Consider the following 6,174-nt stretch of genomic DNA (forward strand, 5'->3'; position numbering starts at 1 on the left):
AACGTAGGGCATTTGCCCTACGGTTAGAAAGCTTTGAGACTATTCTTCTTCTTCTTCTACTAATAGTTCCTCTTCGTCTTCAGCACCACTTTGAGTCACCGAGTTGGCGGAAATGACGGCTCCCTTCTCTAGTTTTTCGCGAATCTGCTGTTCGATTTGCTTAGCAAAGTCAGGCTTTTCTTCCATTAATTTAATGGTGTTATCCCGCCCTTGGGCAATATTGTCACCGTTGCAGCTATACCAAGCGCCTTTGCGGGTAATCACGCCGGTTTCTTCCGCGATATCGACAATACAACCCATCTTGGAAACGCCTTTGCCAAAGATAATGTCAAATTCGGCGACGCGGAAGGGGGGGGCGACTTTATTCTTGGCTACCTTGACTTTGACGCGGTTGCCAAATTCCTCCGAACCCTTTTTCAGCGTTTGAATCCGACGAATGTCCAGGCGCACCGAAGCGTAGAACTTAAGCGCGTTACCGCCAGTCGTCGTTTCTGGGTTGCCGTAGGTGACGCCGATTTTTTGGCGCAGTTGGTTGAGGAAGATTACCGTACAGCCGGATTTACCAATGTTACCCGTGATTTTACGCAATGCTTGGCTCATCAACCGCGCTTGCAAACCTACGTGAGCATCCCCCATATCGCCTTCAATTTCAGCGCGGGGGACTAGCGCCGCCACCGAGTCAATGACTACGATGTCAACCGCCGCAGAACGCACCAGTTGATCGACAATTTCTAGAGCTGCTTCCCCGTTGTCTGGTTGGGCGACAAACAAATTGTCAATATCTACCCCCAATGCTGCGGCATAGGTGGGGTCGAGGGCGTGTTCCGCATCGACGAATGCTGCGACGCCGCCTGCTTTTTGCATTTCTGCGATCGCGTGCAGCGCCAGAGTTGTTTTCCCCGAACTTTCCGGACCATAAATTTCAATTACCCGCCCTTTGGGTAACCCACCGCCCAACGCTATATCTAAAGTCAGCGCACCGCTGGGAATGGTTTCCACCTTCATGCGCGTGGCGTCTCCCAAGCGCATGATTGACCCTTTGCCAAATTGCTTCTCAATTTGGTTCAGTACCAAGTTCAGGGCTTTTTGCTTGCCAGCAGTATCGTTTGATGCAATAACCATTATCCGCCTCTAGGGTATGAGGTTTAAATATTGTATGTTCTCTTCGTCAGCACTAGAACAGATATACCATTCTAGTTTAGATTTCCAAGTGCGGGAATGTCCGCCCTCGCCTAATCTATATTTGGTTTAGAGTTGCTTTGATGTATCGGAGTTTAGCATCTGACGAGGGTAGCTGGCGCCGTAACATTTCTTAAGTAATTTCCACCTGGTGGATTGCGATCCAGACGCGATCGCCCGTTTAGTCGGAAATCGCCGTTACACCCTTGAAGTTAAAAGTATTATGGATAGATCGCATATCAATCGCCTCGTCGAAAGTGTCCGCTCTGAGCTACTTCCCAGCTTAGGCATCGAAAGCGTCGATCCTCATGACCCGGTGAGAGTCCGCCACCTTCCCGAACCCTGGCGGCTCCTGGGAGCGGGGAACTACGCTGCGGTAGTCTATCACCCTGACTACCCAGACTTTGTAGTAAAAATTTATGCCCCCTCGCGTCCAGGCTTTGAGGAAGAGGTGGAGGTTTATCGCCGCCTGGGTTCCCATCCAGCCTTCTCCGAGTGTCTGTATGCCGAAAACGGCTTCTTAATCCTCAAGCGGCTGTATGGAGTCACCCTCTACGACTGCATCCACCTTGGTAAACGGATACCAAAGCAGGTTATAGAGGACATCGACCAAGCGCTGGATTATGCTCGCAAGCGCGGTCTGTATCCCCATGACATTCACGGTCGCAATGTCATGATGTACGAAGGTAGGGGACTCGTCGTAGATATCTCGGACTTCCTTCAAGAGGAAAAATGCTCAAAGTGGGATGACTTGAAGAAAGCCTACTACTGGTTTTATCGCCCCATATTATCCCCACTGGGGTTGCGGATACCCTACTTTCTCCTGGATGTTGTCCGCAGGAACTATCGCCGCTGGCGTCGCTTTGCTTCACGCCTGAAGCCGTTTTTTACTGGGGAAATTCAGCGCTCGCATTGAGCTGAAACTGTAGAAGCTGCACCGCCGTTGCGACGAGATTAGTATAAAGCTTATCGCAACTTTTTAGTGCAATTACATTAAATTTATGAACGAACAAGATGCCATAAACTTAGCTCAAAACTGGCTGGATGATTGGAATCGTCATGACTTAGACGCAATTTTGTCTCACTACGCTGAAGATATTGAATTTACTTCGCCATTTATAGTTCAGTTAATGAACGATAGTCGCGGAAAAATTCAAGGTAAATCGGCATTGAGAGAATATTTTGCCAAAGGGCTGGCAGCGTATCCGGAACTTAGGTTTGAACTGGAACAAATTCTGGTTGGTGTAGACAGTATTGTTATCTATTACCGCAGCATTAAGAACTTGTTAGCAGCGGAGTGGATGCTAATTAACGAAGAGGGGTTAGTTGTGAGTGTCAGATCGCACTATTCTTTGCGCTTGTAGTAAGGACTTTAGTCCTTGCTACGAACAATGGAGGAAAAATGAATAATCTTAGTTACTAGGAAACAATGGCAGAGTATAACCAATGGATGAATCAAAAACTCTATGCCATTTGTGCAGAAATACCGGAGGAAAAACGCCAAGAAAATTTGGGTGCTTTTTTCAAGTCGATTCACGGAACATTGAATCATATCATGTCCGGTCGATTACCCATAATCATCAGCCGGGACACGGCACGATCAAAGTTATCTGTTTGTCCGAGATATCTCTGATGCCGTGTCCCTACGCAACGACTGGGTGAGGTTTTTTTATTATGGGCAATTCAACGGACATCATATCATTTACTTGATAGCGATTGCGTGTGGATCGGACGCTTCACCAGACAAAGTTTTGCGGGTAATATCATGTCCGGCAAATCACCATGAATAAAAATAGCATACCAGCAATGTGGATGGTAAAACTCGCGTTCTACCAACTTGGATTTTGGTGACGCATATGTTTAATCATCAAACTCATCATCGGGGTCAATTAACTACTCTATTGAGTCAATTGGGTGACAATCCGGGAATTACCGATCTGCCTTGGTTGCCAAGTTTGTCGGATTAAAATTAAGGAGTTTGGCTGAAAACCCCGCATAAATGTAGGGTGATCTCTTCCAGCAGAGTACGGCACCGCAACCACCAACCACTGCGTAAGACCTGCAGTTGTTTTGTACACCCAAATCTGGCACAACACAAGGGGATTGAAAACATTACAAGACTTACACAAATGCTCTATCTCTAGGATGCATATGTTAAATTAGGGAAAAATCTGACCAGATATAGGCATTACAGCCTATTTTATCCTTGGCATTCTAAGACTATCCCCTACTCGTCAAATTAGTTACTTATGAACCGCAATACTCGTCGTCAGTTTTTGCAATTTGCTGGTTCAGCACTGGCAACCATTGGCATCGACCAGTTATTATTCCAACAGCAAGTCCAACGCTACGGTCAAGTGCTTGCCCAAAGTACCCCCCGCAAACTGGCGTTACTGGTTGGTATTAATCAATATCGAACGCAACCTTTGGAAGGATGCCTCAACGACGTAGAATTGCAACGAAATTTACTGATTCATCGCTTTGGATTTAATCCCAAAGATATTCTCGTTTTACCCGATGCACAAGCCACAAGGCAAGGACTTTTAACCGCGTTTGAAGAACATTTAATTAAACAAGCCAAACCGGGAGATGTGGTAGTTTATCACTATTCCGGACATGGTTCGCGCATCTTTGACCCGAACCCGATTGTCGTTGTGCCAGGAAAAGATGGACTAAACGGGACATTTGTGCCGGTGGATGGTGATTTACCAGATGGATATCCCGAAGTCGGAGGGTCTGTGAAAGACATCATGGGGCATACTTTATTTTTGCTCATGTCTGGCCTCAAAACTGAAAATGTCACGGTTGTTTTAGATAGTTGTTTTTCCGGTGGCGCTACTAGAAAAGAGCGGATACGTTCTCGCGATGGTGGTGAGAATGTGTTAGTTTCTGCTGATGAAAAAACTTACCAGCAACAGTGGTTATCCCGGTTAAATATGTCGCCAGATCAATTTGTCAGGGGGTATCGCGCCGGGGTTGCTAAAGGTGTAGTGTTAGCGGCGACTGCGCCTAACCAAGTGGCAAGGGAAATCAATATTAATGGCTTTAAAGCGGGGATATTTAGTTATTTACTGACTCACTATCTTTGGCAGGAAGATAGCAATATTGAGCGCATATTTCCGAAGATTCTGCCAGAAATACCCGAACAATTCGATCAATTACCCCGTTATGAAGTGAAACCGGGGAGTAGGTATCAGCAGCAATCTCCCTATTTTATTGGTTCTCCCAATTCGACAGCACAGGCGGTGGTGACGCGAGTCAGTGGCGATACTGCCCAATTGTGGTTAGGGGGAGTTGATTTGCGAAAGGTGAATGCGGGAACGGTATTTACTGCGGTTAAGGGGACAGGACAGGTGAGAGTTTTGTCTCGCGATGGGATGGTTGCACCGGCAAAGGTTGAGAAAGCGGTAACGGAAGGAACGCCGTTGCGTTTGATGGGGTAGATGGGGAGATTTTGGTGTTTAGAAGTTAAGTAAAGGTGCTGTAATGGGTAAAAAATTGTTTTTTGCTTTGCTCAAAGGCATTTCAGTATCAGGAACGATCGGTGCAGCGTTGCTATCCGAGTCAGTAATATCCACTCCCAAACCCTCAGAAACCGGGTTTCTTCACAGCAGATCTAATGACCAGAAACCCGGTTTCTTACCCGATCAAAACACCATCATCGCCCAAAATAGCAGCAACTCAGAAGCGGATAGACTTTATCAAGAAGGAGTACAACTATTTCAGCAAGGAACAGCAGAATCTCTGCGACAGGCAGTTCCTAAATTTGAACAAGCCGTCATCCTCTATCGTCAAGCGGGTAACAAACGCTTAGAAGCTGTATGTCTCGGTTACATCGGCTATATCTACGACTCACTGGGAGAAAAGCAGCAAGCCCTAGACTACTACAACCAAGCCTTACCCCTAATACGGGCTGTGGGGGATAGAGGGGGGGAAGCCGCAACTCTCAACAATATTGGCGGTGTGTACAACTCTCTGGGAGAAAAGCAGAAAGCCCTAGACTACTACAACCAAGCCTTACCCCTAATACGGGCTGTGGGGGATAGAGAGGGGGAAGCCACAACTCTCAACAATATTGGCTTTGTGTACGACTCTCTGGGAGAAAAGCAGAAAGCCCTAGACTACTACAACCAAGCCTTACCCCTAATACGGGCTGTGGGGGATAGAGGGGGGGAAGCCGCAACTCTCAACAATATTGGCCTTGTGTACGACTCACTGGGAGAAAAGCAGAAAGCCCTCGACTACTACAACCAAGCCTTACCCCTAAGACGGGCTGTGGGGGATAGAGGGGGGGAAGCCGCAACTCTCAACAATATTGGCCTTGTGTACGACTCTCTGGGAGAAAAGCAGAAAGCCCTAGACTACTACAACCAAGCCTTACCCCTAATACGGGCTGTGGGGGATAGAGGGGGGGAAGCCACAACTCTCAACAATATTGGCTTTGTGTACGACTCTCTGGGAGAAAAGCAGAAAGCCCTAGACTACTTCAACCAAGCCTTACCCCTATTACGGGCTGTGGGGGATAGAAGGGGGGAAGCCGTAACTCTCAACAATATTGGCCTTGTGTACAACTCCCTGGGAGAAAAGCAGAAAGCCCTAGACTACTTCAACCAAGCCTTACCCCTAAGACGGGCAGTGGGGGATAGAGGAGGGGAAGCCACAACTCTCAACAATATTGGCCTTGTGTACGACTCCCTGGGAGAAAAGCAGAAAGCCCTAGACTACTTGAACCAAGCCTTACCCCTATTACGGGCAGTGGGGGATAGAGGAGGGGAAGCCGCAACTCTCAACAATATTGGCGGTGTGTACGACGACCTGGGAGAAAAGCAGAAAGCCCTGGACTACTACAACCAAGCCTTACCCCTAAGACGGGCTGTGGGGGATAGAGGGGGGGAAGCCGCAACTCTCAACAATATTGGCCTTGTGTACGACTCACTGGGAGAAAAGCAGAAAGCCCTCGACTACTACAACCAAGCCTTACCCCTAAGACGGGCT

At 47.7% G+C, this 6,174-nt stretch carries 5 protein-coding genes and 2 pseudogenes; 6 read left to right on the forward strand and 1 reads right to left on the reverse strand.

The window, feature by feature from the left end; genetic code table 11:
* Positions 1-39: 39 nt before the first annotated feature.
* Positions 40-1,122: a recombinase RecA gene (recA, locus tag MiSe_RS22560; RefSeq protein ID WP_226585113.1), complete on the reverse strand. Its 1,083-nt coding sequence runs from the start codon at positions 1,120-1,122 to the stop codon at positions 40-42.
* Between the two features lie 280 nt (positions 1,123-1,402).
* On the opposite strand from recA, the gene MiSe_RS22565 reads away from it, so the two are divergent.
* The 6 genes and pseudogenes from MiSe_RS22565 to MiSe_RS22590 form a co-directional block, all read left to right on the forward strand.
* The gene (locus MiSe_RS22565; RefSeq protein ID WP_444980535.1) at positions 1,403-2,095 is read left to right on the forward strand and encodes a protein kinase family protein; all 693 of its coding nucleotides are present in this window, start codon (positions 1,403-1,405) and stop codon (positions 2,093-2,095) included.
* Positions 2,096-2,180: 85 nt separating this feature from the next.
* Positions 2,181-2,543: a nuclear transport factor 2 family protein gene (locus tag MiSe_RS22570; protein WP_226585117.1), complete on the forward strand. Its 363-nt coding sequence runs from the start codon at positions 2,181-2,183 to the stop codon at positions 2,541-2,543.
* Between the two features lie 65 nt (positions 2,544-2,608).
* Positions 2,609-2,744: pseudogene (locus tag MiSe_RS22575) on the forward strand (DinB family protein); the annotation flags it as partial.
* A 231-nt stretch (positions 2,745-2,975) separates the two neighbouring features.
* A pseudogene (locus MiSe_RS22580) lies at positions 2,976-3,146 on the forward strand (DinB family protein); the annotation flags it as partial.
* Between the two features lie 282 nt (positions 3,147-3,428).
* Positions 3,429-4,622 (forward strand): caspase family protein, encoded by a 1,194-nt coding sequence (locus MiSe_RS22585; protein ID WP_226585123.1) that lies wholly within the window; start codon positions 3,429-3,431, stop codon positions 4,620-4,622.
* Positions 4,623-4,665: 43 nt separating this feature from the next.
* A partial coding sequence (locus MiSe_RS22590) for a tetratricopeptide repeat protein (protein WP_226585125.1) occupies positions 4,666-6,174 on the forward strand: 1,509 nt, incomplete at its 3' end.

It is taken from the genome of Microseira wollei NIES-4236 (assembly GCF_020521235.1).
GTDB lineage: Bacteria > Cyanobacteriota > Cyanobacteriia > Cyanobacteriales > Aerosakkonemataceae > Microseira > Microseira wollei.

Excerpts from the sequence above, each read along its gene's own strand:
- recA (WP_226585113.1), bottom strand. The coding sequence starts at position 1,122 with ATGGTTATTGCATCAAACGATACTGCTGGCAAGCAAAAAGCCCTGAAC.
- MiSe_RS22565 (WP_444980535.1), top strand. The coding sequence starts at position 1,403 with ATGGATAGATCGCATATCAATCGCCTCGTCGAAAGTGTCCGCTCTGAG.
- MiSe_RS22570 (WP_226585117.1), top strand. The coding sequence starts at position 2,181 with ATGAACGAACAAGATGCCATAAACTTAGCTCAAAACTGGCTGGATGAT.
- MiSe_RS22585 (WP_226585123.1), top strand. The coding sequence starts at position 3,429 with ATGAACCGCAATACTCGTCGTCAGTTTTTGCAATTTGCTGGTTCAGCA.